This is a genomic window from Brevibacillus sp. HD3.3A, assembly GCF_013284375.2.
Classification (GTDB): domain Bacteria; phylum Bacillota; class Bacilli; order Brevibacillales; family Brevibacillaceae; genus Brevibacillus; species Brevibacillus parabrevis.
Genome location: NZ_CP085874.1, coordinates 1,445,550 through 1,467,887 on the forward strand (window position 1 = coordinate 1,445,550; position 22,338 = coordinate 1,467,887).

At 52.8% G+C, this 22,338-nt stretch carries 19 protein-coding genes and 3 pseudogenes; 10 read left to right on the top strand and 12 right to left on the bottom strand.

All coding sequences use genetic code 11. The annotated features are described in order from the left end of the window. Window positions 1-48: 48 nt before the first annotated feature. The 3 genes and pseudogenes from HP435_RS07160 to HP435_RS07170 form a co-directional block, all read right to left on the bottom strand. Complete coding sequence (locus HP435_RS07160) at window positions 49-1,002, bottom strand: hypothetical protein (RefSeq protein WP_148040610.1); 954 nt, start codon at window positions 1,000-1,002, stop codon at window positions 49-51. A 289-nt stretch (window positions 1,003-1,291) separates the two neighbouring features. Then, window positions 1,292-1,483, bottom strand: a pseudogene (locus HP435_RS29240) (IS30 family transposase); the annotation flags it as partial. A gap of 251 nt (window positions 1,484-1,734) precedes the next feature. Next, on the bottom strand, window positions 1,735-2,265 hold the full coding sequence (locus tag HP435_RS07170) for an ECF transporter S component (RefSeq protein WP_063229229.1): 531 nt from the start codon (window positions 2,263-2,265) through the stop codon (window positions 1,735-1,737). A 210-nt stretch (window positions 2,266-2,475) separates the two neighbouring features. On the opposite strand from HP435_RS07170, the gene HP435_RS07175 reads away from it, so the two are divergent. The 10 genes and pseudogenes from HP435_RS07175 (at window position 2,476) to HP435_RS07220 (ending at window position 13,234) form a co-directional block, all read left to right on the top strand. After that, window positions 2,476-3,318, top strand: coding sequence for an AraC family transcriptional regulator (locus HP435_RS07175; protein WP_122962955.1), 843 nt, complete (start codon window positions 2,476-2,478; stop codon window positions 3,316-3,318). Window positions 3,319-3,606: 288 nt separating this feature from the next. Beyond that, the gene (locus HP435_RS07180; RefSeq protein ID WP_122962956.1) at window positions 3,607-4,914 is read left to right on the top strand and encodes an NtaA/DmoA family FMN-dependent monooxygenase; all 1,308 of its coding nucleotides are present in this window, start codon (window positions 3,607-3,609) and stop codon (window positions 4,912-4,914) included. Between the two features lie 87 nt (window positions 4,915-5,001). Continuing rightward, a pseudogene (locus HP435_RS07185) lies at window positions 5,002-5,163 on the top strand (TetR/AcrR family transcriptional regulator); the annotation flags it as partial. A gap of 27 nt (window positions 5,164-5,190) precedes the next feature. Further along, window positions 5,191-5,559 carry a DUF4180 domain-containing protein gene (locus HP435_RS07190; protein WP_122962957.1) on the top strand — a complete coding sequence of 123 codons (369 nt, stop codon included), beginning with the start codon at window positions 5,191-5,193 and terminating at the stop codon, window positions 5,557-5,559. A 38-nt stretch (window positions 5,560-5,597) separates the two neighbouring features. Further along, a pseudogene (locus HP435_RS07195) lies at window positions 5,598-5,702 on the top strand (formylglycine-generating enzyme family protein); the annotation flags it as partial. Window positions 5,703-6,084: 382 nt separating this feature from the next. Next, complete coding sequence (gene tyrS, locus HP435_RS07200) at window positions 6,085-7,344, top strand: tyrosine--tRNA ligase (protein ID WP_122963254.1); 1,260 nt, start codon at window positions 6,085-6,087, stop codon at window positions 7,342-7,344. A gap of 195 nt (window positions 7,345-7,539) precedes the next feature. Beyond that, window positions 7,540-8,310: a DUF4253 domain-containing protein gene (locus HP435_RS07205; RefSeq protein ID WP_122962959.1), complete on the top strand. Its 771-nt coding sequence runs from the start codon at window positions 7,540-7,542 to the stop codon at window positions 8,308-8,310. Further along, on the top strand, window positions 8,301-10,946 hold the full coding sequence (locus HP435_RS07210; protein ID WP_173598494.1) for a winged helix-turn-helix domain-containing protein: 2,646 nt from the start codon (window positions 8,301-8,303) through the stop codon (window positions 10,944-10,946). Before HP435_RS07205 ends, HP435_RS07210 begins: the two co-directional genes overlap by 10 nt. Before the next feature lie 111 nt (window positions 10,947-11,057). Further along, complete coding sequence (locus tag HP435_RS07215; RefSeq protein WP_173596106.1) at window positions 11,058-11,996, top strand: NAD(P)-dependent alcohol dehydrogenase; 939 nt, start codon at window positions 11,058-11,060, stop codon at window positions 11,994-11,996. Window positions 11,997-12,256: 260 nt separating this feature from the next. Then, window positions 12,257-13,234 (top strand): iron-hydroxamate ABC transporter substrate-binding protein, encoded by a 978-nt coding sequence (locus tag HP435_RS07220; RefSeq protein ID WP_122962961.1) that lies wholly within the window; start codon window positions 12,257-12,259, stop codon window positions 13,232-13,234. 195 nt (window positions 13,235-13,429) lie between these two features. Here HP435_RS07220 and HP435_RS07225 read toward each other — a convergent pair whose 3' ends face one another. From HP435_RS07225 to HP435_RS07265, 9 genes are all read right to left on the bottom strand, one after another. Beyond that, the gene (locus tag HP435_RS07225; protein ID WP_122962962.1) at window positions 13,430-14,287 is read right to left on the bottom strand and encodes an amidohydrolase family protein; all 858 of its coding nucleotides are present in this window, start codon (window positions 14,285-14,287) and stop codon (window positions 13,430-13,432) included. After that, on the bottom strand, window positions 14,274-17,399 hold the full coding sequence (locus HP435_RS07230) for a GNAT family N-acetyltransferase (protein ID WP_173598426.1): 3,126 nt from the start codon (window positions 17,397-17,399) through the stop codon (window positions 14,274-14,276). Before HP435_RS07230 ends, HP435_RS07225 begins: the two co-directional genes overlap by 14 nt. A 181-nt stretch (window positions 17,400-17,580) precedes the next feature. Further along, on the bottom strand, window positions 17,581-17,886 hold the full coding sequence (locus tag HP435_RS07235; protein WP_173598425.1) for an AraC family ligand binding domain-containing protein: 306 nt from the start codon (window positions 17,884-17,886) through the stop codon (window positions 17,581-17,583). Window positions 17,887-17,892: 6 nt separating this feature from the next. After that, complete coding sequence (locus HP435_RS07240; RefSeq protein WP_173598424.1) at window positions 17,893-18,663, bottom strand: ABC transporter permease; 771 nt, start codon at window positions 18,661-18,663, stop codon at window positions 17,893-17,895. After that, a complete protein-coding gene (locus HP435_RS07245; protein WP_367304787.1) occupies window positions 18,638-19,006 on the bottom strand; it encodes a substrate-binding domain-containing protein in 369 nt (122 codons plus the stop codon). Before HP435_RS07245 ends, HP435_RS07240 begins: the two co-directional genes overlap by 26 nt. Then, entirely contained in the window at window positions 18,906-19,727 is an 822-nt protein-coding gene (locus HP435_RS07250; RefSeq protein ID WP_229049845.1) for a substrate-binding domain-containing protein, read from the bottom strand. The genes HP435_RS07245 and HP435_RS07250 overlap by 101 nt, the downstream gene beginning before the upstream one ends. A 4-nt stretch (window positions 19,728-19,731) precedes the next feature. After that, complete coding sequence (locus HP435_RS07255; protein ID WP_173598422.1) at window positions 19,732-20,451, bottom strand: ABC transporter ATP-binding protein; 720 nt, start codon at window positions 20,449-20,451, stop codon at window positions 19,732-19,734. A 20-nt stretch (window positions 20,452-20,471) separates the two neighbouring features. Then, window positions 20,472-21,251 (bottom strand): class I SAM-dependent methyltransferase, encoded by a 780-nt coding sequence (locus tag HP435_RS07260; protein WP_122962968.1) that lies wholly within the window; start codon window positions 21,249-21,251, stop codon window positions 20,472-20,474. A 29-nt stretch (window positions 21,252-21,280) separates the two neighbouring features. Next, window positions 21,281-22,066 (bottom strand): Crp/Fnr family transcriptional regulator, encoded by a 786-nt coding sequence (locus tag HP435_RS07265; RefSeq protein ID WP_173598421.1) that lies wholly within the window; start codon window positions 22,064-22,066, stop codon window positions 21,281-21,283. Window positions 22,067-22,338 lie beyond the last annotated feature (272 nt).

Genomic DNA, 22,338 nt, shown 5'->3' on the forward strand with positions numbered 1-22,338 from the left:
ACATATACATTTATAGCTTATATGTCGTTTCCAGTCCCAGACTAATTATTAATCAAGTGGATCGTAGGGGAAGAAATGGTGACCAGGCAATTTATTTCGACGAGCTTCATCAGTGGTCATATGATAATGAGGTAAATTGGCGAGATATCCCAATGTAATGTGACCGCCTTCATCATAATACCAATAGTTTGTTTGCTTTACTACTTTTTTTGCACTCTCTTTACTTACACTAAATGTATCCAAACCATTTCGAGCCCGACTTTGCGCTTCAGATAAACTAATCGACCGTCCAATAAAAATACCGCCCCATCCACCAGTGGATAGCCAAGCTTCGAAGTGTTTTTTTCCTTTCTTAATTTCTTTTCTGGTTGCAATGCTTAATGAAACAGCTCCGGTGACTTTACTAATAGCGTTTCTTAGGGAAACTGATTTTAAATAGTTTGTAATTTCATCTAAATTTGCAATGTAGTTGTCAAGATTCGGGTTAAGGATCACAGCCCCTGCAAGGAGAGCAACAAAATCTCCAATAGGAATAGGACCATCAAGAGATGCGATAGCACCTAAAGTTGCGAGTCTAGCAATTAGTTGATCTTTAGTCCAATTCACGCCGTAACCTTTTAATAGATTTAAGGCTACATCATAAGAGGCAGACGAAGCTAATCTATTAGTAAGGACTTTCTTTTCAGGAAAATATCCGTGTTCTTTATAAAAGTCAAAGTAAGTATCAAAGTAACTTTGCGCTTCAACGTCGATACTATGAAACTCTTCAATTAATTCCTCATTTATTTCTATCTCGTTAGATTCAAAATAAACTTCTTGTTCATTACCAATTTGCTCGAACTGAACGTTGTTTCTCTGCTTAAAAAGATCTGTTAGATTCTCCGTGTCACTTGTAATGCTAGTAGTTTGTTGACTTGAGTTTTCAGCTGCAGCTACATTTGTAACACTACCAAGCAATAATGCGACAGTTATTAGAAACTTTAAAAACACATTCATCTTCATAAAAAAGTTAATCATATATATTTTCAATATATGATTTTTAACCTCCCTTATATTGGTATTTTTGACCGGTCAATTAGGGATTATAGCAACTTGTTTAGTTTGTGTAAACATATTTTTACAATTAAGTTATTTTATATAAAATCTTTTGATTCAGACGGATTGTCAAGCCAAGTGCGACAGAGCTTCCATGAATGATTCGTGAGCCGTCTTCCAGCCCGGACATTTTCTTGGTCGGTTGTTAATGAGATACAAGGCTTGAGCAAGTTCTTCTTCAGAGACCTTGGCAAAGGCGAGTCTTACGCTCAGCGAACCTAGCGACGCATGCTTTACTTTTTCCCCGACTGGAAACAACCGTATCCAGTTCCCAGTGACCAAAACTAAGACGTTTTCTCACTTCTTTAGGGCGCTGCTGGATGGACTTCCCTACGTTGAATCGGCCACGTGTTTCAACAGGATCTCGGCGTTTGCTCTTATGACGCAAGACAGCCGTATTCCCTTTGCCGTACCATCGATGTCTCCGGCTCCAGCTCAGCCCATCCGGCTCCATCGTTACACATACGAGCACAAATTTATCGCCTTTGTCTGACCGAATCGTTCGAGAATTTCAGACACATCCTTGAAAAAAAATCGCCTAGGAATCAGAATCTCCTGGGCGATTTTTATAGTTACAGCTCTATTGGGGCATCACATGAATCGCTCTTTTGCAAGTTTTACGAGAAAGTGATTTTCTACTTACACCTGTCCCACAATCTTTTTCAACCGCCCTACGAGTGGCAGCACGATAATTCCGGCAACGATAACCTGGAGGAAGTTCCCAGGGATGGAGCCGAACGGCTGAATCCAGTTGCCATACAAAATCACTTCCACGAAGTAGTAGCCGACGATTTTAATAATCAGCGCGACGGCGATCGCCACACAGTAAGCCAGTGTGCGTTTGCCAGGCATTTTTTCCCCGATGAGGCCAGCGACATAACCCATGGCACCGACGATGATGAACGTAAAAGGCGCCCAGGCTGTCCAGCCGGAGATCAGGTCGAAGAGACCCATGCCGAAAGCTCCGGCAATCGCTCCCGTTTTTCTGCCGTACACAAAGGCAGCAATAAAAAGAGGCACGTTACCGAGGTGAATCAGGCCGCCGTTGCCCATGATCGGTAGGCGGATGTTGATGAACATGGTAGCTGCGAGGGTAAAAGCGATAAAAAGGGCATGAATCACAAGCATTTTTGTTTTCGAAGTAGATCTTGGTGAGTAAGTTGAATCCATATAACAGCCTCTTTCTTTTTTTCTATTATCATACCCGCAAACGGTTCCTAAATAAATATGCTTCCCGCGATTTATTTGGGCAGGGAGCGCCAGATGGTACGGCAAACCCGGGGATGGAGCGCATGCGATGTTCCTACGGCAAAATCAGGCCCGATCCTATGATAAAATAAGCAGGGGTACACGATATGGACAGAAAGCAGGTTTCCTTTCATGATGGATTTGGACAAGATAGCGGAAATATTCGCCGGCGGTTCCTATGAGATAGCCAATGTGCAGCGCTTGGTCATTCAGCCGAAAAGTATTTTGCGCGGTTTCAAGACTGTCCAATACGGATTTCTGTTTATTGTGCGTGGAGAGGCGAAGATGCATGTGAACGGAACCGCTTACGATTTGTTGCCGGGAACGGTCGTTCATGCTGCTCCAGGCATGCAAATGGACTCGCGGGTCATTGGTCAGTCAGAATTGGAGTATTTCATTGTCTTTTACAGGTGGAACAAACACGCAAATGACACAGCGGCTGTTGAACTGGATACTCACTTCAAGCTCGAATCCGGCGCGAATCCCCGGCTGCTTGAAGCGCTCATCATGATCCAGCAAAAAGCCCGCGCTACAGGCGGGATCGGGAAGCTGCATGTCAAAGAGCTGTTTTTAGGCATCATGCATCAAGTGCTGGTGGGCTGCAAGAGTCGGGAGGAAGGACGTTCTCCAGGCCAAAAAATAATCGAAGAAGCGATTGCGTACATTAGCGGGCACTACATGGAGCCGCTGACGCTCGGCGAATTGGCTGAGTTGCACGGTATGAGCCCCAAGCAATTTTCTTACTTTTTCCATAAATACACAGGATACCGCCCTATCGACTACGTGATTCATTACCGGATGGAGAGAGCGCGCGAGCTACTGAAAGCAGGCAGCTATCCGATCAGCGATATCGCCGTCAGTGTCGGGTATGCCAATCCGCTCTATTTCAGCAGGATGTTTAAAAAGAAATTCGGCGTGTCGCCTTCCGCGTACAGAGAGCAAGAAGAGAGTCATAAGGACGTCGGACAGTCATGACTGTGATTGCTGACTGCAAGAAACCGCAAGCTGCGAGCTGCAAACCGCCCACCAACTGCGCTGAAAACGCCGGGACGTTTTTCAAAGAAAAGCACTGGATTAGACAATCTTGCATATCGTTTTCGTGATTTGTGCATTTGCTTTTACTTCTGCCCTTGCTACACTATTTAACGATAATGATTATCATTGTTGGAAAAAGGCGCGTATTTGCGCTTTTGCCAACATGACGGAAGAGCGGGGCAAGTCCTAATCGCGAAACGAATCTCAATCCAGGAGAGGTGGATACGTATGGCTGAAAATAGACAATTGTGCATCGGACTGGCGATTAATACTACGTGGATGAAAGGGGCAGGCTGGCGGCGTCCTGACAGTGATATCGAGAAACTGGACACGATCGACTACTATATTGATTTGGCGAAAATGGCCGAGCAAGCCAAGCTCGATTTTTTGTTCAAAGCCGATTATTTATACGTCGGTCCGCAGATGCTGGGAGACGCCGTCAGCTTTGGCAGCGTTGATCCGACACTGATGTTCTCCGCTATTGCCCGGGAAACCGAGCGAATCGGGTTGGTGACGACGATCTCCACCACATTCAATCCGCCGTTCATCGTGGCGAGACAGCTTCAGTCGTTGCACTGGCTGAGCAACGGGCGAGCTGGCTGGAATATCGTCACATCGATTGAAGGGGCCGAGAACTTCGGCGATGCTCCGATGCCATCACCGCAAGAGCGCTATGCGAAAGCAAAAGAGTTTATCGAGGTCGTACGCAAGCTGTGGGATAGCTACCCGCGCGAAGCGATTGTCATGGATCGGGAGACAGGCATTTTTACCGATCGGGACAAGGTAACGCCGATCAACCATTCGGGCGAATTTTTCAGTGTCAAAGGGCCGCTGACGATGCCAGCCCATGCCTCCGGCTCGATTCCGTTTTTCCAGGCGGGTGCGTCGGATACGGGACGTGATTTTGCTTCTTCCGTCGCGGATGCGATTTTTGCAGCCATGCCGGATATTGAATCAGGAGTCGAACTGCGAAGCGACTTGCGCAAAAGGGCGGAGGAGCATGGACGTAATCCGGATGCAGTCAAAGTGCTGCCGGGCCTGTACTTTTTCTTGGGGGAGACGCGCGAGGAGGCAGAGGAATTGCATAAAGTGGCGCATGCCAATTTGAGCACGGAGCGCAGGCTGGCTTCGCTGAAATTCGTACTCGGAATGGAAGCAAGCCATCTGGCTCTGGATCAACGCATAACAGCTGACATGCTCCCTGATCCGAACCTGCCCGTCCGCAGCCGGACACATGCCGAGCTGTTGCGCCGATTTATCACGAAGTACGAGCCGACTTTGCAAGAAGTGCTGGCACGCCCTGAGGTAGTCGGATCGGCGCATTGGGTGTCTGTCGGAACTGTCGACGATGTACTGGCTGATATTATCGAGCGTTACGAGGCGGGAGCGATTGACGGGTTCATCGCTCTGCCGGGCGGATCGGAAAAATCGATGAACATCTTTTTCGAACAACTGATGCCCAAGCTGGTGGAAAAAGGCTTGTTCAAGCGGGAATACGCAGGCGCCACCTTGCGCGAGCATCTGGGAATCCAATAAAATCGTGCGTTGCCGGGAATGAACTGCTTTAGCCACCCTGCCCCGCCTCCTGTCCTTCTTTTTCCCTAAAAAATCAGTCTTTGCCAGCTGGCGGAAGAAGATGCTCAGGGGGCCGCTTATGGGCTGATGGCGATGGTAGTCGGGCTGAGCTTTTTTTGGGTGGCGGGGATTGTGCCGCCGCAGGGCGAAGACAATCGCTATATAGGCGAGCAGTATGTCCAAAGACTTTTCCAGGCCCATGCCAAATGAGTGGCTGATCAAACAGGGAGGTAGACGATGAACATTGCCAAGCACACCGTTAACGGAGTCAATATTGCTGTCGTAACAAGCGAGGAACACGTCATCGCCGATGTCCAGGCGGCACTGGATCTGATCGCGACGGCATGGTACGAAGCCGAATGCGACCGCATCGTCATTCATAAAACGATGCTTGCGGAGAGTTTTTTCGATCTGAAGACGCGACTGGCGGGCGACATTTTGCAAAAGTTCATCAATTACAAGGCAAAGCTGGCGATCGTGGGCGATTTTTCCGTGTATGCAAGCAAAAGCTTGAAAGACTTCATCTATGAGTCGAACAACGGCAACGACATCTTTTTCCTGCCGACTGAGCAGCAGGCGATCGAAAAGCTGAGCTTGGCTAAATAAAAGTGGAAAGCGGAGGGAACCAGATGACAGGCAGGCAGGCTTGGGCGGAAGCGGCTAGAGGTGTCGGCGCGACATGCCGCAGGCGCAGTCATCCGACGTTTCGCATCGATGATCTCGGCTTTCGGCTTGCCCGGGCGGTGTGAGGGCAAACGCCAGTTGACACCGATCTTCCAATTCACTATACTGTCTGTAATCTTATATGCGACATACGTTGAAAGAGCCCAGTAGCAGATTGGTCCCTGTCCCAGAAAGCCGGGGGATGATGAAACCCGGCACACACCAAGCAAGCGAATTACAACTCTGGAGTATCTCGGGTAATGCTGAGCGGAAGCGGCGAACGATATCTCGCCGAGAGTGGCATGAATGGCGCGCAAAAGGAAGGCGTGTGCGGCATTGGTGCAATCTGGGTGGTAACACGGTTATTCAATCGTCCCTATGTCTATATGACAAGGGGCGATTTTTTGTTGTCACGCACAACGTTGATCCGGTATAGGAGAACTACGAACCTGAGGGAGTGAATTGGCTGTGAACATTATTGATGAACTCGAATGGCGCGGCGCCATCAATCAACAAACAGATGCCGAGGGACTTCGCGAATTGACCGAGCAAAAATCGATCTCGCTCTACTGTGGCGTGGACCCGACAGGCGACAGCATGCATATCGGTCACTTGATCCCATTCATCATGCTGAAACGCTTCCAGTTGGCTGGTCACCGCCCGGTTATTTTGATCGGCGGCGCGACAGGAACGATCGGCGATCCGAGCGGCCGGCAATCGGAGCGCTCGCTGCAAACATTGGAGCAAGTGCAGGCGAATGTGGATGCGCTGACTGCGCAAATGAAAAAGCTGTTCATCACAGAAGGCGACAATCAAATCCGCCTGGTGAACAACTACGACTGGACGCATAAAATCAACGTCATCGAATTTTTGCGCGACTACGGGAAAAATTTCAGCATCAACGCGATGCTCGCCAAAGACGTGGTGGCAAGCCGACTGGACAGCGGGATTTCTTTTACCGAGTTCTCCTACCAAATCCTGCAATCGCTCGATTACTTGCACCTGTACAAACACGAAGACGTGCAGCTGCAAATCGGCGGTTCGGACCAATGGGGCAACATTACGAGCGGCCTCGATTTGATCCGCAAAAAAGAAGGGCCAGAAGCGAAAGCGTTTGGCTTGACCATTCCGCTGATGCTGAAAGCAGACGGCACGAAGTTCGGGAAAACGGCTGGCGGCGCTGTCTGGCTCGATCCGAACAAAACGACGCCATTCGAGTTTTACCAGTTCTGGGCGAATACCGATGACCGTGATGTTGTGAAATACTTGAACTACTTCACGTTCTTGTCCAAAGAGCAAATTGAGGAGCTGGCTGAAAAAGTCCAGACCGAACCGCATAAACGCGAAGCGCAAAAAATGCTCGCAGAAGAAATGACCCGATTCGTGCACGGGGAAGAGCTGCTGGAGCAGGCCAAACGCATTACAGCTGCCTTGTTCACGGGAGACATCAAGTCGTTGACGGCAGATGAAATCGAGCAAGGCTTCAAAGAAATGCCGACCTATGAAGCGACGAAAGAAGCGAAAAACATCGTGGATTGGCTGGTAGAGCTGGGCATCGAGCCATCCAAGCGCCAGGCGCGCGAGGACATTACCAAAGGCGCGATTTCCATGAACGGCGAAAAGGTGAGCGATCTGGAGCTGGAAGTAACGGCTGACCTCGCCATCGGCGGACGCTTCATCATCATCCGCAAAGGCAAGAAAAACTACAGCCTGGTTAAGCTGTCGTAACACAAGCAAATCGCACGAAAAAAGGAAAGCTTCCCTCCCGACTGGCGAGGGAAGCTTTTTTTAGGTTAGCTCTACATTCTTCTGGATAGATGGTGTACGATGAACAAGTGTGGCTTATTTTTCCAAAAATGCGAACAAGCCATTTGCATAAATCGATAAAGCGAATGAATGCGTGAAGAAAAAGAGGTGTCGGTCATGGTTGAAGAATTGGTCGAGTATTTGGATGAATGCGAAACAGAAGTCGTCGCAGTAGAACAATTGGCGTTGCCGCTGCAAGCAGAGGGGAAGCACCGCATTTTGGTGTTGCCGGGCTACAACCTGCTGGAAATGATGGAAGAAGTGTGCGAGGAAGCAGAAACGTTGTCCGCTTTTGTCGCGCAGCAGCTGGAAGAAGCCCGCAGCCTGAGCGTAGAGGATACCTTCCGCAAAATCGTGGAGTCCCGGCTGGTCTACACTGATTTGCCAGCTGAGGAGAAGCAGCTGCAAGGCAAAAACTTTTCCGAATGTTATCAGGCGTACGCAGCGATGTGGGAAGGCAGCGAGCTGGTTCACGAGCAGTTGGTCGCAACAGAAGCATCGACAGAACCGTTTCAGCTCGATCGGGAATGGGCACAGGACCGGATCGAGGATGGAGATTCGCTCGTCGTGCTGAACTTGCCGCAGGAGCGCGGGCATGAGGCTCCGCTGTGGATTCCGATGGGCGGATACAACGAATGCCCTTTGCCTGTGTACCAGTCGGTCATCTTCAAGCATTTTCAGGAACAGTACGGCGCAAGCATCCTCGCTGTGACAGGCGATACATGGGTGCTGCAAGCGAAGCGGCGTCCGCAAACGGCTGAAGAAGCGCTGCAATTGGCAAAAGAGCATTTTATTTTTTGCCAGTACGTTTTGGACGATCAACAGACGCTCGGTCATTACGCCGATTACTTGCTGAAGCAGGACGTGTGGTATTTTTGGTGGGATTAGAAAAGGACATTCTTTTGACAAAGCTGTACATCCCCAAACCGCGGCCAAAAGCGGTCCGACGCCCGCGGCTCGTGGAAAAATTGAGCGAAGGGATGCATCGCAAGCTGACGCTGATTTCTGCTCCAGCAGGCTACGGCAAGACGGCGCTTGTCAGTGAATGGCTGGCAGATGCTCCCGTCTCTGTCGCCTGGCTGTCGCTCGATGGGGGAGACGACGACCTGGGGCGTTTCCTGCGCTGCGTGATCGCAGCTATGCAGACGATTGAGCCGTCTATTGGAAAAGGGCTGCTGCCCATGCTCAAGGCTGCGGAAAGTTCGCCAAGCGAGGCGATGCTGCTGTCTTTGTTGCACGATCTCCACTCTTTATCCCCGGCGATGGTTCTCGTTCTGGATGACTATCATCTTCTCCGCTCTCCGAGTATTCATGAGGCGGTTGCTTTTCTGGTGGAACGCATGCCGCCGCAGCTTCATCTCGTCATCACGACCCGCGCGCAGCCGCCGTTGCCTTTGGCGAGGATGCGCGCGAAGGATCAGCTGACGGAAGTTCATGCTGGCGATCTGCGCTTTGCCCAGCGGGAAGCCGGCGAATTTTTGTGCCAGGGGATGGGGCTGGTTCTTTCCGAGACAAGCGTCGGGATTTTGGCAGAACGCACAGAAGGCTGGATTGCCGGATTGCAGCTGGTCGCGCTTGCTTTGCGCAGGGAAGGCGAGCCGGATGGGTTGATTCGGTCTTTTCCGCCTAATCATCCTTATGTGTGGGACTATTTGGTCGAGGAAGTGTTGAATCAGGAAACGGAGAGCATCCAGTCGTTTTTGCTCCAGACGTCTGTTCTTGAACGGATGAGCGGGCCGCTGTGCGATGCTGTTCTGAGCGACGGGGAGCACACAGTCCGGGCTGGCTTTGGCGAAGCGACGCTGGCCTTGCTTGATCGCGCCAATCTGTTTCTTGTCGCCTTGGACAGCGAACGGCGCTGGTATCGCTACCACCATCTTTTTGCCGAGCTTTTGCGCAAACGGCTTGATCCAACCGTCGCTGCAAGCTTGCATATTCGCGCAAGCAGCTGGTATGAAGCGAACGGCTTTGCGTTTGAGGCGTTTCACCATGCTGTTTGCGCCCACGATACAAAAAGGGCGGCGCGGCTGGCGGAAGGTGCTGGCTTGCCCCTGATTTTTCGCGGGGCAGTGACCCCTGTTCTGCAATGGCTGGAGTCATTGGGCGAGCAGGAAAAGAACGAGCTGCCCGGTTTGTGGGTGATGCAAGCGTCTGCGCTGTTGATGACTGGAAAAACAACAGGCGTGGAACCAAAGCTGCAAGCTGCCGAAAAAGTGTTGCAGGCGGTGGAGCAAAGCGACATGACCCGTGATTTGCTCGGTCATATCGCGGCGATCCGCGCTTCGCTGGCGGTGAGCAAGCACGACGCGGAGCGGATCGTAGCGGAGTCGCACCGTGCTCTGGAACTTTTGCATCCGGAAAACGTGCCTGTGCGCACTGCGACACTATGGACACGCGGGTACGGCTGCCAGCTTCGGGGCGAATGGGCAGAGGCGAGCGTGGCTTATACGCAAGCTTTGGCGAACAGTGAAAGGGTCGGCCATGTCCTGATTACCATGCTGGCAACACTTGGCCTGGGGATGATTCAGGAGATGGAATCCCGGCTGTACCTGGCGGAGCGAAGCTATCTGCGGGTGCTGAAGCTCGCAGGCGATCCGCCGCTGCCGGCAGCTTGCAAGGCGCATCTTGGTTTGGCTCGCCTGTATTACGAGTGGGATGAACGGGAAAAAGCGTTGGAGCATACTCGTCAGAGCGTGAAGTGGGCAAAACAGCTGGAACAGACGGATTGCGTGGTCGAGAGCGAGATTTTTTTAGCCAGGCTAAAGCTTGCCCAAGGCGATGCCAGCGGGGCAGCACGCATGCTGGCAGAAAGCGATCACACGGTCCAGCGGCAAAACTTCACAGTCCAGCTTCCTCAGCTTTTGGCGGTCCAGACCATGGTGCAACTGCATAAAGGCAATCTGGCTGCTGCCGAGCGCCTGGCGACGGCGAATGGACAGCTCGCAAGCACTCGCGCCCGGGTGTATTTGGCCAAGGGCAATTCCGCCCAAGCCGTGGCGATTCTCAAACCGTGGCATGCAGAGCTGGAGCAGACCCGCCAAGAGCGGGAGCGGATCGAGGCCAAGCTGCTTTTGGCTGTCGCGCTTTTTGGGCATGGGGAAAAGCGCCAGGCGGTACAACTGCTTCGCGAAGCTTTGGCACTGGCTGAGCCGGGCGGGCTGGTGCGGACGTTTGTCGATGAAGCTGCTTTGCTCCTGCCGCTGTTGCGTGAGTGGACAGCAGCCGAAGCGGCGTCTGAGTATTGTGGCAAGCTTCTCGCTGCCATGAACCAGTTGGCGCCAGTACACGGGACGGGTCAGCCAGCGCAAGCGCAGCAAGCCGAGTCTCTGATCGAGCCGTTGAGCAATCGCGAGCTGGAAGTGCTCCGCCTGATTGCCCAAGGCTTTTCCAACCAGCAGATCAGCGAAAGGCTGTTTATTGCGTTGCCGACTGTAAAAGGGCACAACCGGGTCATTTTTGAAAAGCTGCAAGTGAAGCGGCGCACGGAGGCAGTCGCGCGGGCACGCGAGCTTGGACTGTTGTAGGCGGTGCTGTTTTTCAGCCGTGATTGTTTTTGCAAAACCATACTTTAGTAGCTGTAGCGAGACAGTTCATTGCGGCTATACTCATGGCAAACAGGAAAAAGGAGGAAGCCCATGAGAGCTGTCGTCTGCACCAGCTATGGAGCACCGGATGTCCTCTCGCTCCAGGAGGTAGCCAAGCCCGTTCCGAAAGAGCATGAGATTCTCGTGAAAATATATGCGACCACGGTCACTTCCGGGGATTGCCGGGTGCGCGCTTTTCGCTGTCCGTTGCTGTATTGGCTGCCTATGCGGTTGCTGATCGGATGGAACAAGCCGCGAAACCCGATTTTGGGCGTCGAGCTGGCTGGAGAGGTGGAAGCGGTCGGCAAGCAAGTCAAGCGCTTCAAGCCAAAAGACAAGGTGTATGCGATCACCGAGATGGACTTTGGCACGTATGCCGAATACAAATGCTTGCACGAGGACGCCAACGTCACCCTCATGCCGACTAATGCCACTTATGAAGAAGCCGCAGTGATGCCGTTTGGCGGAACTACCGCCTTGCACTTTTTCCGCAAAGGACAGTTGCAGCGCGGGCAACGAGTCTTGATCTACGGCGCCTCGGGATCGGTCGGCACATCGGCGGTGCAGCTCGCCAAATACTTCGGAGCCGAGGTGACCGGAGTGTGCAGTACCGCCAATGTAGAACTGGTCAGGCAGCTTGGCGCGGATGAGGTGATCGACTATACAAAAGAAAACTTTGCCCAATCCGGCAAGCAGTACGACATCGTCTTTGACGCTGTAGGAAAATGCGCGAAATCCCGCTGCAAGCAGGTGCTGGCTCCCCATGGCAAATACCTCACCGTGGAAGGGCAAGGAGTGGCAAAAGTGCGCGTGGAAGACATGCAGCTTCTCGCCGAGCTGATGGAGTCGGGCCAGCTCCGGGCGGTCATCGACAGACGCTATCCGCTGGAACAGATTCCGCAGGCACATGAATACGTAGAGCAAGGGCACAAAAAAGGAAATGTAGTCATTACGGTAGCAGATGACTCCGCGAACGGACACAACGGCTGAAAAGGCCGTTTTTTTGTATTTGTATGGAAAAACGTCTCGATATTTATCGCGAAAACGCATGTGACCGCTTCTGGTCAGCCAAGCAGACATGACGTTATTGTTTGCCGCAACACATGGGTGGAAGCGGTTCCAACCGCATGTCAGGGGAAAGAGAGTGACCGTATTGACAGGCAGGTGAGAACTGTTTATAGTATGTAATTGTCAGAAATGATTATCATTATCATCTACAAGTTTTTATTTGCCAAAAAGGAGACTGCAACATGAAAAAGTGGCTCATTCCTTTCCTGATGTCGCTTTCGCTGATGGTCAGCGCTTGCGGCAATGCATCGACGCCGACACCAAACAATGCGGGCGGCAGTGAGACAAATCAACAGCAGGCAACAAAAACCGAAGAAAAGCCGAATGCGAATGCTGAGGCCAAACCTGAAATGATCACGTACCAGTCGGAGAACGGTCCGGTTGAGGTTCCTGCCCAGCCAAAAAGAATCGTGGGCCTGACCAACGCGCCTAACGTAGTTGCGCTTGGCGGCACACTGGTCGGGATCGACGAGTGGACGAAGAAAAATCCACTGTTCACCGACAAAGTCAAAGATGTCGAAGTCGTATCGGACGAGACGATGGAGAAGATTTTGGCTCTCCAGCCCGACCTGATTATTGCCGGATCGTGGATGAAAAACCTCGACAAGATGAAGGAAATCGCACCGACAGTCGTCTACACGTGGGGCAAGCTGGACTACCTGGCGCAGCAACGCGAGATTGGCAAGCTTTTGAACAAGGAAAAAGAGGCGCAAGCGTGGATCGACGATTTCACGAAGCGCGCGCAAGCTGCTGGCGAAGAAATCAAGGCGAAAATCGGCAAGGATACGACCGTCTCCGTGTTCGAGCATGATACGAAAGACTTTTACGTCTTCGGCAACAACTGGGCTCGCGGAACGGAAATCCTGTATCAGGCAATGGGCCTCGCCATGCCGGAAAAAGTCAAGAAAGACGCACTTGGCCCTGGCTACTACACGCTTTCTTTGGAAGTGATTCCGGAGTACGCTGGAGACTACATCGTGCTCAGCCAGCGCAAGGGCGGAGAAAATCCGTTCCTGACCTCGGAGACGTGGAAAAAGATTCCTGCTGTGAAAAATAACCATGTGATCGTGATCGACATGGAAGCATCGACGTACAGCGACCCGATTACGCTGGAATATTTGCTGAAAATCTTCAAGGAAGGCTTTCTCTCCCAGTCGTAACGAGAGGCAGCTGCATACGAAAAAAGAACGAGAACGTCTGGGGAACCAGGCGTTTTTATTTTGCGGGCATGAGGGGGGCGCAAAGGTCGCACAAACCCCTTGTGGCAAAAGAAAAATCCCATGTGTCTTCACGCGAATGAGCGCAGACATGTGGGATTTTTTTGATGGACGTGAAAGGAAATTCATTGCAGTTTACTACTCGACAAAAGCCCGCACCTTCGGAAACACCTTCAACGCCGTCTTGTAAAACACATCCGCATGATACTCAGCCGGAATCAGCTCCTGCACAAACTGGATGTACGACTTCACAGGGGCGAGCGGCCAGTCGGTGCCGAACAAAAATTTGTCATAATGATCGCAGTACGTAATCGCATGGCGCAGATGAGCGAAGAACAGCGGCGATTCGGCCAGTCTGCGGCAGTTGTCTGCGTCACCGACCATCAAGCCGGACAGGTCGGCAAACATGTTGCGGTTTTTGTACACGACTTCTGCGCCATCCAGCACCCACGGGTCACCGAAATGGGCCATCATGAAGTTCACGTCCCGATGCTTCACCGCTACCTCGTCGAGAGTGAGCGGATGCGAATACTTGAGCAGACCTCGCTCCGAGTAAGTGTCACCCGTATGGAAAACAACCGGCACCCCGTATTTGGCGGCGAGTGCATAGACCGGATCGTAGACGCTGTCGTAGGCGTAAAACGGATAGTAGCCGAGATAAATTTTCAAGCCGACCGCCTGGGGGTGTTGCAAATCTTGCTCCAGGCGAGCAACCGCCGCATCGTCCAGCGTGTACGGATTGATTCCCAGGCAGTAGACGAGCTGCGGTGGCAGTTCAGCGGTCAAGTCCAGACCCATCGGCGTGATCGCTTCGTAATCGGGAAAGCCGTCCTGCTTTGTTTCCGTCAAGCCCATGCCGATTCCGAGCACCACTCCGTTGTCCTTATATTCCTGCAAAATGCCTTGGACAGAGTAGTCGACAAACGACTTCTCCGCGGCTGTCCGCTTAAATTCTTCGATATGCGATAAATGCATGTGCGCATCAATGATCTTCATCTGAATTTCCCCCTTCGCCTTCGCTGGTAAACCGGATCGCCCGCAAAGCCGCCAAGGAATCGGCAGGCAGCTCTTTGTCGGCAAACAGGAAAAAGACAGGCGGCGTAAAGCTCGTGCTGTTGTCCGGCAAGTTCAGTTCGCGCAGGATGGTGGTCATCGCGATTTCCTTGTTGGCGTACACTTCGACATCTGCGGTGCCCAGATCGGTGAAGATCGTGAGCTGCTCGGCGCGGGAAGCTGCGCCAAACGTATAGTCGGATTGTTCCGTTACGGTCAAATCTCCCTGCGCCAGCTTGTAGGTCAGCGGCTCCCCGTGTTTCCCCGCTGTTTTCAGCCAAACCGTTTCGTCAGCCGCTTCCGTTTGCAAAAAGACTTCGGTTGCAAAGCTTTTGTGGGCAAAGTACGTTCCGGTTTTTTGCACGATTTCGACCGTATGGCAAAGGAGCGGGACGCCCGGCAGCAAAAGAAAATATTGGTGGCAGGTGAGGCCGCGATACTTCTCCTGTTTTTTGACGTGATAGCTGAGCTTGATGCCTTGCCAGACGTTCTGGCGATTGTCGGTCAGCTGGACGAAGGCGGCGCTGCGTTCTTCCTTGACCAGTGAAAAAGCGCTCAGTTCTTCGATGTGGTTGCCGATGCCGCCTGTCCACGGGTTCCACCACGATTTCGGTTGTCGCTGCGGGAAAGAGCTGGCCAGCCATTCCTGTCCGCTCGAAACGAGCGAGAACAGCGACGGGTAAAAATCCGGTGCTGCTTTGATGCGGATGGAGCCGTTGTCTGCGCTGTAGACTTGCTGGCCTTGCTCTTCGGTCACTTCCATGGAGATGGAGCCTGGTTGAACCGGGAAAAGGGCGCTTTGCAAGCAAATGTCGTGGGTAGCGAACTGACCGTCCACACGAACCAGCTCGTACGCTTTGGCCGAAGCAGGCAAAGCGAAGTGCGCTTCCTGTTCCTCGGCTTCTTCCGTGAAGCGTTGCGTCTGTCCCAGAGCTTCTTCGCCCGCAAGCAAGGCCGTCAGTTCCCCGTCCAGGTACTGCTGTTTGTATTCTTTTACCTCAACTTTCACTTCGCCGTTTGCCAAAAATGGGTTGTGATCGTTGGCAATCAGCTCCAGATGAGGGGTCAGCGACAAGTCTTTGGCCAAAGCTTCTTTTCGGGCAAAAGCACGAAATTCTTTCCAGTCCGTATACGCTCCATGCGCCACGCATATCGGGCCGAACGTCGCGCTGCTCTGCGGCTCCAGCTCTCCGATGCACGATTCCAGGGCGATTTGCCAGCCTTGAATATCCATCTGGCAAGATGGCGGCCAGCACAATCCCCACGGGGCTGCATCTTCCCGGGAAAACAGCCAGTTTTCACTGAGCAGCTTGCCGTCCCAATATTCCAGGTCGCTGCCGTAAGAAGTGGGAACGTCTACATAGCGGCCTTGATAGGGCAAGATCGGGTGCTGGATCGAGTGGATGAGGCTTTGTGTCAGCCATAGCTCAGCAGCCAGTTTTTCCGTGGAAGTGTTGGTTATATCCAGCGTGTGTTCAACGGTGCCATCGCCGTGCAGCAGCGTTTTGCTGATCAGCGAAAGAGCAGGGTAGGCATCGGAACGGTAAGCGGCGCGAATACCGATGGCGCCTTTTTCGGAAAAGAAGTCGACGTGCTCCGCGCGCTTTTTGGAAAACTCGCTGGAATACGGCTTGCCAAGCTTCGGATAGGCGATGTACGTCGGCGCTCCGCCGTTTCCGCCGGAAATGGTGAGTTCGTTGTCGTCCTTGTTCAAGGTGAGCGTATGGCGGCCGTGATGCACTTGCCACGTCAATTCTGTTTCGCCTGCCAGGAGCGCTCCCAATCCGGTAAAGGCAGCGCCAAGCTTTTTCACGAAGGAGACTTGCTTGCCGTCTGCAAGCTGCCCCACGATTTGCACATCGGCGCTGTAAAATCCGTGGTCGATCAGATCGGCGCGAAGCGGAAGCGAGACGCGTTCTTTGCCGGACAACCGCAGCGAATGGCTGTGTTCGTGGAAGCGCAAGAATGGCGAGTCAGCCAGTTCAAAAGAAAACTGCGCTTCTTCGGAAAAATTGTTTTCCATGTCCAAATAATAGTGTGCGGTTTGACCCGGATAAGTCAGACCAGGAACGTGCATGGTGAGCGAAGCAGGGAATTTGGGCAAGATGCCGACCTGGAACAGAGCCTTTTTGCCGTTGATTTGAATGTGTGTGCAAACTCTTGGATGCGTGCGCCAAATGCTTTGCTCTTCCGTGATTGCTCCGACCGTAAAGCTTGCAGACAAGCTCGTTTCGTCCGTGACGGACAGCTCCTGCTGGTAGTCAAACTGAATGTTTTCATTCGACTCTCCCGTCAAGGAAAGCTGCAACGGCTTGCCCGATTTATTGACGATCCGGTAGTGAATCTGGTAGTCGCGGCCGAAGACCAGCTCCAGCTGCTCGACCTCGGCGGACAGCAAGTAGTCTTCCGTTTCGATCAGGCGCAGCCCGCGGCCGCGTCGTTCAAACTCCACGCGCAAGCTCAGGTCGGCTTTTTTCCAGGAGTAGGTGAAGTAATCAAAGCCGTTTTCTTTCCGTCCATCCGGTTCGACCACAATTTGTCTTGTGGAATCCTGGTACCAGTCCAGCGTATCGAAATAATGCGCGATAGCTTCTGTGCGCAGGACAGTGGGCATCATGTTCATCAAGTGCGTCGAGTCATCCCGGTCTTCCCAGAAAAAACCGAATTTTTTATACAAAGGAACCGCCTTCGTGTTGCCAGCCCATGTGTACAGGTCAAGCCGCGGCCAACCAAGCTGGACAGTCTGGTCCAGGGCGCGGGCAAGCAGCATGCGGCCTACTTTTTTTCCGTGATAGTCAGGACGAACGTTGAGCAGGGGGATGTAGAGGGCGCCCGTATCTTCCCTGTATTCCGCCAGGCTGCAATAGCCGACTACCGATTCGCCGTCCATTGCGAGGTACACAGCAAGCGCGTCGGAGCGAGCTTCTTCCTGTCTGATTTGTTCCGCTGTCGTAATCGAATTGCCGCCTCCCCAGCTGTCTCGGCTGGCGTTCCACATATCAGCGACAGCCGCAGCCAGCTCCGGTCGGTAGAGAACGATAGAGATAGATTCCATGTTTGCTTGCACCTCGATCTCATGTCAGTTTTTGCCTATTAATAGAGATACGTTTGAAGATAGCATCGGTTTCTCGTTCTGGCAGTTTTTTCTTGTCAACGCGAAAAGCCAGTATCGCTCGGTCAAACTCTAACGATACTGGCTTTTTCACTGTTCACTTGTGGCAACCGAATGTGTGCACTTACGCACGCTCGATGCGGATGACGACCATTTCCACGTCTTCATCTAAAGCGCGCACACTGTGCTTCTCCGCTGGCAGCATGTACAAAAGCGACTGTGGATCAATCTCGATCTGCTTCCCGGAAAAGTCAAAGACCGCTTTGCCTTTTTGCACGAGAATCAACACGTCGGCGTCTGTGTCGTGTTCCGGGATAAAGCTGCCAGCGCGTAATTGCAGTTGCAGCACTTTGGTGCGTTCAAAGCCCATCAACGCGCCAATATGCTTGGGCGCGGACTCCAGATAGTTTTTCAGGTCGAACGTTTGCATTAATGATCACTCCTCACGGTTCCAGCGCAGAATAAATTTCCGCAGCGGAGATATGACAAGATGGTCGAGCAAAATGATGATGAAAATACTGACGAGTGTCCAGGCGAACACTTTTGCCGTATCGATGTTGACTCTGGCAAAGGCGAGCGAATAGCCGATTCCCGCATCTGCGCCGAGCAGCTCTGCCATGATCGCGATGCGTACGGCAGAGCCAGTCGCAAGCGAGATCGCAGTGAAAATCGGCACGGCAAGTCCGGGCAAAATGATGTGTCTCAACGTGTGCCACGGAGTGCTTTTGTAGATCGCCGCCATTTCCAGCAGCTGGCGGTCGATATTGCGCCAGCCGTCCGCCGTATTCAAGTAAATGCCGGGGAAAACGAGCACAGCGACGACAAACACGGGAACCATCGAGCCTGTGCCGAACCAGACCATCGCCAGGACGACGACGATGATCGGCGGAATCCCCATGAGCATCGACTGAACCGGACGCATCGCATCGTACAGGACGGGAGAACGTCCTGCGACAAGCCCGCAGCAAATCGCGACTATCATTCCGCTAAAAAGTCCGATAAACATGCGGGAAGCGGACTGGAGCAACTGCTCGGTGAACTCCCCGCTCTCGACCATCCGAACGAAAGCGGCTGCGGTGTCCAGTGGTGAAGCGAACAGGATAGAGGGCAAGGACATCGATAAGCCTTGCCAAATGGCGAGCAGGATCAGGATTGTCACGCCCTGTACGAGCAGGCGGCGATTACGGAGCGTAGTAGAATCCTGCATCCGGCAATTTCCCCCCAATAATCTCCGGGGACAGAGTGGAGAGCTCGGTGAAGAAAAATTCCAGTTCTTCCTTGGCGTCCTTGGCCGAGACGAACTGCAAGTTCAAGGAAGGAATGACACTTTCAATGATTGGCGGGGTCAGCCCGTCCTGGTATTTCGCGATCATCGCGGCAGCGTCTTTTGGCTGCTCGTTCAGGAACTGGACGGATTGCTCAAACTGTTTTTGCAGTTCCGCCACCAGTTCAGGATGCTTGGCGATCAGTTCGCCTGAGACGAGGATACCAGCTTGCGGGATGCGCGGCGATTTGCCTGTCGCTTTCGCCCATTCGGCTTGCAAGCTCATGACTTTGCCCAGTTTTTTGCCTGCCTTGTTGCCTTGCATCACAGACATGGTCGCCATATGCTCCGGCAAGATGGCGTACTTCGCCTTGCCTGCGACGAGCAAGCCGACCAGCTCCTGCGGCGCGCTGACGTATTCGATTTTGACATCTTTGGTCGGGTCGAGATTGTTTTTTTTTCAGCAAGTAGCGGAAGACGAGATCGGGCATATCGCCTTTAAACGGAACGTGAACGGTCTGCCCGCGCAGGCTGTCCCAACTGACTGCCTCACCGTCGGGGCCGATCATATAGAGGATGCCCCAGATCAGCGTATTGATCAGCTTGACATCCATTCCCCGGTTGTACAGATTGGCGCCGACATAAGTAGGTACGGCGGATACTTCGGCCTGGCCGCTGCTGATTCGGGCGCGCAGCTCATCCGGTGTTTTCCACGGCTTGTACTCAACGTTTTCGGCGAACGGGCTGAGCGATTTGTCCTCGATCATTTTATAGATAGGAGAAGAGAGCGAGATTCCCACTGGTGCTTGAATGGTCAAATGCTCGCGTTTTTGCACCTCTTGCGTGCTCGTCGCTTGCGCAGTCGCGGCTGGTTGCTGTTGCTCAGCGGTTGGTTGTTGGCTTGAGGTGGCAGCCTGATTCGTTTGAGTGGAGCAGCCGATCAGGGCGCTGGTGATGGCGACAATCAGGGACATCATGATGTAGCTGGTTTTGGATGTGCGTGACAATTGTCTATCCTCCTGTCAGGTGCTGGTGCAGCACGGCTTTGATTTGTTGAATCTGATCCTCGCTTCTGCCTGCTCTTTGTCCGGGGAGGGGGTATTCCCGGATGACTGTTGCCGCTGCAAGGTTGTTGCTTTTGCTGAACAACAGGACGCGGTCAGCCAGGCGGGCCGCTTCTTCCGGATCGTGTGTCACATAGACCATTCCGATGCGGCGTTCCTCGATCAAACGGATGACATCTTGTTGCAGCTCGCGCTTGAGGGCGAGATCGAGCGCGGAAAAAGGCTCGTCCATCAGCATCATTTTCGGGTCTGTGACCAGCGCGCGTGCGATGGATACGCGTTGCTTCATCCCGCCGGAGAGCTGCTTCGGATAGTAGTCGCGGGCATGGAACAGCCCGACTTTTTGCAACACCGTCGTCACTTTTTCGTTCATCGTGTCTTGGTCCATGCGGCCGAGCACAAAACGAATGTTGTCCGTGACCGTTTTCCACGGAATCAGCCGCGGCTCCTGAAAGACATAGCCGAGCTGTTCCGTGCGGACGGTCACCGTTCCGGAAGTCTGCCTGATCAATCCGGCTGCCATGTTGAGAATCGTTGTTTTGCCGCAGCCGGAAGGGCCGAGGATGGCGACGACCTCTCCCGCCGCGAGAGAGAAGGAAAAGCCAGCGAGTACAGTCGTCCCGTTGAACGACTTCGTGACGGAGGCAAATTCCAGCAAGGCTTCCATCGGCTCGCCTCCTGACTTTGTTATTTCACGACCGTAAAGGTGATGTGTCCGTACAGGTCGTCGTTGGCATCGAATGTACGAATCAGTTCAAACAAATGGGCTTGATCCGCCGGGTTTTTGCACGCGTTGGTCAAAAGTTGGATCGTGCCTTCCCAGCCTTCGTCTGTGAGCAAGCCTTTCAGCGACAGAAGCGACATTTTTCCTGTCTGGCAATCGACTTGGCGGAAGGCAGCCTGTTCGAACAAACCGCGCCAGTTCGCTTCGGTCATCGGCTGGGCGTTGACCGCGAGCAGTTGGCGCAAAGCAGCCAGGCGCTCCTGCACTTCCGGCGTTTCCGGGTCCTTGCACAGCAGCAAATCGTGGGTCGCCAGTCTGCCGCCCGGCTTCAAGACGCGGAAATATTCCGCGATCGCCTGCTTTTTCTGTTCCAGCGGCAGCATGCTGAGCATCGCTTCATTGATCACCACGTCAAACGTTTCAGCGGCAAAAGGCAGCTCCAATGCATTGCCGTATGCAATCTGGACGCGCTCTTCCAGTCCGTGCTGGCGAATGTTTTCCTGCGCCCGCTCGACGCTCGGCTGGTGAATATCAATTCCGGTCACCTGGCAACCGTACTCCTTGGCGATCTGAATGGCGGTCGTGCCCATGTTTGGCGCTACTTCCAGCACTTTCGTATCGGCGGTGAGGCGGCATGCTTGCAAAATGCGCTCGGTCGCTTCTTTTCCGCCCGGACGCAGCCGGGTTTTCCCAAGGGAAGCGAGAAACAGGTGAGTAGGCTTGCGGCTTGCTTTTTCGGTCATGTCAAACATCCTTTCTTATGATCGCACGTTCACACCTCATGGCAGCCTCTGACGCAGCATGCCTGGGCGTGAGTGCGGATAAAATGGTCTTTTTGGGGATCGATCGGTACAACAGGCGTGTCAGGAAGCAAGCTTCTCAGCTTTTCCAGGTGAATGTGCATGCTGCCGCCCTGGGCCATCACGACCGCTTGCTGCTTTTTCAGCTTCTGGATCGTGCGGTTGACCGTCTCTCGCGTCGTGCCGAGCATCCCGGCCAGCTCGCTATTGGTAAAAGTGGTGGAAAAGCGGAGCCATTCTGCGTCGAGCCTGGCTGCGTGTGTCTCGCTCAGGCGCAGCAACAAAGACACGAGCTGGCTTTCCACCGGATAAAACGTCTTGTCTTCCAGACGCTGCTGAAGGTCGATAATTTTGTCCGCCAGCACTTGCATGATTTTGAAGCTGATGGCGGGATGAGCGAGCAGCAGCTGTTCGAAAGTGCGCACGGGAATGACGAGGCAATGGACGTCATCCAGCGCGACGGCGTGGTGCGGATAGCTGTCTGTGCGAAAAAATCCGAGGTGAGGGAACATGTCGCCCTGATCGGCAAGCAGGAAAGTTTGTTCTTTTCCATCTTCACTCGTACTGAACAGACGGACTCGGCCGGAAATGACGAAGTACACCTGCAAGATTTCTTCCGATTGATAGAAAAGGTAGTCGCCTCTTGCAAATTCACCGGATTTGCACGTAGCCGCAACAGCTTTCAACTCATGCTCGGACAAATTGCGAAACAAATGAAAGCAACGCAAAACGGAGGAGATCGGGCCAGTAGACAGCATAGGAATGCACTCCTTTTCTCGCATTGTTATAATTGAGTATAATAATCATTCTCAATTATAGCATTGTGTGAACGGAAAAAAATGAGAAAAGGAAGCAAAGGCCAGAGCAATCGCACTGAGGCGCACTTTCACAACCTTTCACGCGTTTTAATGGGAGCAGGTAGTTGATTGATTACGAGCCAAGTATAAGACATGTGCAGAGCGATGCCTTGTGACCAATATCACAGTTGAGAATTTATCTCATTCTTGTTTCTGCGGGCTAGGTCGAGGAA

What these genes read in the sequence shown, in the direction of transcription:
- HP435_RS07160 (WP_148040610.1), bottom strand. Translation starts at nt 1,002, where the DNA reads ATGAAGATGAATGTGTTTTTAAAGTTTCTAATAACTGTCGCATTATTG.
- HP435_RS07170 (WP_063229229.1), bottom strand. Translation starts at nt 2,265, where the DNA reads ATGGATTCAACTTACTCACCAAGATCTACTTCGAAAACAAAAATGCTT.
- HP435_RS07175 (WP_122962955.1), top strand. Translation starts at nt 2,476, where the DNA reads ATGATGGATTTGGACAAGATAGCGGAAATATTCGCCGGCGGTTCCTAT.
- HP435_RS07180 (WP_122962956.1), top strand. Translation starts at nt 3,607, where the DNA reads ATGGCTGAAAATAGACAATTGTGCATCGGACTGGCGATTAATACTACG.
- HP435_RS07190 (WP_122962957.1), top strand. Translation starts at nt 5,191, where the DNA reads ATGAACATTGCCAAGCACACCGTTAACGGAGTCAATATTGCTGTCGTA.
- HP435_RS07205 (WP_122962959.1), top strand. Translation starts at nt 7,540, where the DNA reads ATGGTTGAAGAATTGGTCGAGTATTTGGATGAATGCGAAACAGAAGTC.
- HP435_RS07215 (WP_173596106.1), top strand. Translation starts at nt 11,058, where the DNA reads ATGAGAGCTGTCGTCTGCACCAGCTATGGAGCACCGGATGTCCTCTCG.
- HP435_RS07220 (WP_122962961.1), top strand. Translation starts at nt 12,257, where the DNA reads ATGAAAAAGTGGCTCATTCCTTTCCTGATGTCGCTTTCGCTGATGGTC.
- HP435_RS07225 (WP_122962962.1), bottom strand. Translation starts at nt 14,287, where the DNA reads ATGAAGATCATTGATGCGCACATGCATTTATCGCATATCGAAGAATTT.
- HP435_RS07230 (WP_173598426.1), bottom strand. Translation starts at nt 17,399, where the DNA reads ATGGAATCTATCTCTATCGTTCTCTACCGACCGGAGCTGGCTGCGGCT.
- HP435_RS07235 (WP_173598425.1), bottom strand. Translation starts at nt 17,886, where the DNA reads ATGCAAACGTTCGACCTGAAAAACTATCTGGAGTCCGCGCCCAAGCAT.
- HP435_RS07240 (WP_173598424.1), bottom strand. Translation starts at nt 18,663, where the DNA reads ATGCAGGATTCTACTACGCTCCGTAATCGCCGCCTGCTCGTACAGGGC.
- HP435_RS07245 (WP_367304787.1), bottom strand. Translation starts at nt 19,006, where the DNA reads ATGAGCTTGCAAGCCGAATGGGCGAAAGCGACAGGCAAATCGCCGCGC.
- HP435_RS07255 (WP_173598422.1), bottom strand. Translation starts at nt 20,451, where the DNA reads ATGGAAGCCTTGCTGGAATTTGCCTCCGTCACGAAGTCGTTCAACGGG.
- HP435_RS07260 (WP_122962968.1), bottom strand. Translation starts at nt 21,251, where the DNA reads ATGACCGAAAAAGCAAGCCGCAAGCCTACTCACCTGTTTCTCGCTTCC.
- HP435_RS07265 (WP_173598421.1), bottom strand. Translation starts at nt 22,066, where the DNA reads ATGCTGTCTACTGGCCCGATCTCCTCCGTTTTGCGTTGCTTTCATTTG.